Here is a 2713-nt window from a genome sequence, read left to right as displayed (position 1 = left end):
CTATTAAAATCCGCTTCGTAAAAAACTTCTTTAATTCCCGAAGAAATAATTAGTTTTAAACAGGAAATACAGGGTTCTAAAGTAACGTAAATACTAGCTCCTTGGGTAGAAATACCGTGTTTGGCCGCTTGAGCGATCGCATTAGCTTCGGCATGAATTGCCCGAGAGGGTATTTCTCCGGATTCTCGACAGGTTCCCAAACCGGGATAACAAAAACCCTGGGCAGTACAATGAACCGTTCCCGATGGAGAACCATTGTAACCCGTGGCTAAAACCTGCCGATCTTTGACAATTACCGCACCGACGGGAAAAGCTAAACAGGTGGATCTGGTGGCGGCTAATTTAGCGATCATTAAAAAGTATTCGTCCCAAGTCGGTCTTTTTTCTTCAGAGTTGATCACGGTTTCACCAAGCTAGAAAAAGCAAAAAAGATGGGGTTCTCTCTGATAGCTTATCATTAGATGACCTCTAAAAATTAAGAACGGGATCAGGTTAATAATTCCTGTTGAATGCGACGCAAATTTTCGATTCTTGCCTCGGTGGATGGGTGAGTAGCGAATAAATTAGCCAGAAACTGCCCCGAAAAAGGACTGCTAATTAACAGGGGTTCAAAGGCAGGATTGGCATTTAAGGGCATTTGACGACCGATCAATTCTAAACGGGTTAAAGCCCGGGCTAAAGCTTCGGGATTCTCGGTCAAGCGAGCGGAACCAGCATCGGCCTCGAATTCTCTGGTACGAGAGATAGCCATCTGAATCACAGTGGCGGCAAGGGGGGCGAGAAAGATGGTAAGTAGCAAACCGATGGGATTGCCCCCTTGACGATGGCGAGAATTGCCAGCAAACAGGAAACCATAACTCAGCATTCTGGCGAGGTAGGAAATCGCCCCGGCAACGGTGGCCGCAACAGCTTGGGTTAAGGTATCCCGGTTACGCACATGAGTTAATTCGTGGGCGATAACTGCTTCTAATTCGTCGGCGGGCAGCAGGTTTAAAATGCCCTCGGTAACGGCGACGGCGGCGTGTTCGGGATCCCTGCCGGTGGCGAAAGCATTAGCGGCGGGGGTGGGGACGATATAGAGTTGCGGCGTGGGAATATTGGCTTGACGAGAGAGGTTTTCTACCATTTGGTAGAGTTCGGGGGCTTGTTGGCGGCTGACTGGTTGGGCTTGGTAAGCGGCCAGAGCAATGCGATCAGAATAGTACCAAGAACCGATATTAGTAATGGCGGCGATTACTAAACCAATTAAAGCACCGCCCTGACCACCGATCGCGTAGCCAATAGCGACAAGTAAACCGGCTAGTAAACCCAATAAAGCAACAGTTTTAAGCTGATTCATCTTTATTTATCCTAGTAAGTGAGAGGTATAAAAGATGTGGGGAGACCTTTCAGTTATCAGTAATCAGCAATCAGTAATCAGTGATCGGTGAATAATATTACTTAAAACTCATGACTTTAGTTAGTCAATAGTGGTTAGTGGTTAGTAGTCACCAGCCTCTTCTAACTACTCACTGCTCACTGCTCACTGATTAAGGACTAGCATAAAAACCGAAAAAAAGCTCTAAATTTAATAATAATTTAAATAATTTGACTGCTTGAGAATAATTGAGATTTTGGCTGATAGCCAAACCCTGACGGCTGGCCAAATAACAGAAATTCTTAAGAAGCTAAAGGGTTTAAATCCCCAGAGAGGGCATTGTAGAATAAAGCGGTTAGTTATCTACTAGAAGAGAGGACTTTTCCGTCCTAGCGACGCAATTCTCTGCAAATCTTGAACCCAAATTGCCAAGGAGACTGAATTTTAATGTCTGTTAATTTTCTGGGAGTGGGTTTGTTTCACCATCTCCTTACCCCTTATCTCGCCCTCCATATTCCCGACGGCTTTTTGAGTCCACCGGTGAGTCTATTTACTTGGATAATTGCCGTTGTCCTGATTGGCTTTTCTCTCAAAAAAGTGCGCGGCCACTACGCTGAACGGGCTGTACCTTTGATGGGAGTTTGTGCCGCCTTTATTTTTGCCGCCCAGATGATTAATTTTCCCATTCCGGGGGGAACCTCCGGACATTTGTTAGGGGGGACTCTGGCGGGGGTTCTGCTCGGTCCCTGGGCGGGTTCTCTGGTGATGGCGGTGGTTTTTATCGTTCAAGCTTTATTTTTTCAAGATGGCGGTTTAACGGTTTTAGGGGCGAATATCGTCAATATGGGTTTGATCGGGACGTTTGGCGGTTATTATCTCTATCTAGGGATTAGGAAAGCCCTTGGTTTTAATAGTTGGCGCAGTATGGCGATCGCTATTGCCGTAGCTGCTTGGACAAGTGTGGTGGTGGCGGCGTTAGCTTGCGCCCTGCAATTGGCTTTATCTGGCACTGTACCGCTTTTAGTCGCCCTTTTTGCCATGTTATCTTGGCATATCCTCATCGGTATCGGGGAAGCGGTGATTACGGTTTTCGCTGTCGGTTATATCTGGCGAACTCGTCCCGATCTCCTCTACGATCCGCCCCATTCCGTTAATACTTCTGTTTCCCCTGCCTACGCTTCTCGTCAATAAAGATTAGCCGATGAATATTCGCAGAAATAGCCAATTTTTTCTGATTGGCTTGGTATTATCCCTAATTATCGCCGTTTTTCTTTCTCCCTTTGCCAGTCCCGATCCCGACGGACTCGATCGAGTGGCGGAAGACTTACAATTTAGCCAAAAGGAAGAGCCTAACGC

The 2713-nt window shown here is 46.6% G+C and carries 4 protein-coding genes; 2 read left to right on the top strand and 2 right to left on the bottom strand.

Features of this window, described 5'->3' with window-relative positions; genetic code table 11:
* Positions 1-401: dCMP deaminase family protein (locus IQ242_RS21830; protein WP_193961384.1), on the bottom strand; the 401-nt coding region annotated here is incomplete at its 3' end.
* 86 nt (positions 402-487) lie between these two features.
* A complete protein-coding gene (locus IQ242_RS21825) occupies positions 488-1339 on the bottom strand; it encodes a zinc metalloprotease HtpX (protein WP_052276434.1) in 852 nt (283 codons plus the stop codon).
* A 465-nt stretch (positions 1340-1804) separates the two neighbouring features.
* On the opposite strand from IQ242_RS21825, the gene IQ242_RS21820 reads away from it, so the two are divergent.
* Both IQ242_RS21820 and IQ242_RS21815 read left to right on the top strand, forming a co-directional pair.
* Positions 1805-2548: an energy-coupling factor ABC transporter permease gene (locus IQ242_RS21820; protein ID WP_052276435.1), complete on the top strand. Its 744-nt coding sequence runs from the start codon at positions 1805-1807 to the stop codon at positions 2546-2548.
* Between the two features lie 10 nt (positions 2549-2558).
* Positions 2559-2713: PDGLE domain-containing protein (locus IQ242_RS21815; RefSeq protein ID WP_193961383.1), on the top strand; the 155-nt coding region annotated here is incomplete at its 3' end.

Origin of the sequence: Microcystis sp. LEGE 08355, assembly GCF_015207185.1 — a bacterium.
GTDB classification, from domain to species: domain Bacteria; phylum Cyanobacteriota; class Cyanobacteriia; order Cyanobacteriales; family Microcystaceae; genus Microcystis; species Microcystis panniformis.
The sequence above is the reverse complement of the archived record's forward strand: the minus strand, read 5'-3'. Positions and strand labels throughout refer to the sequence as shown.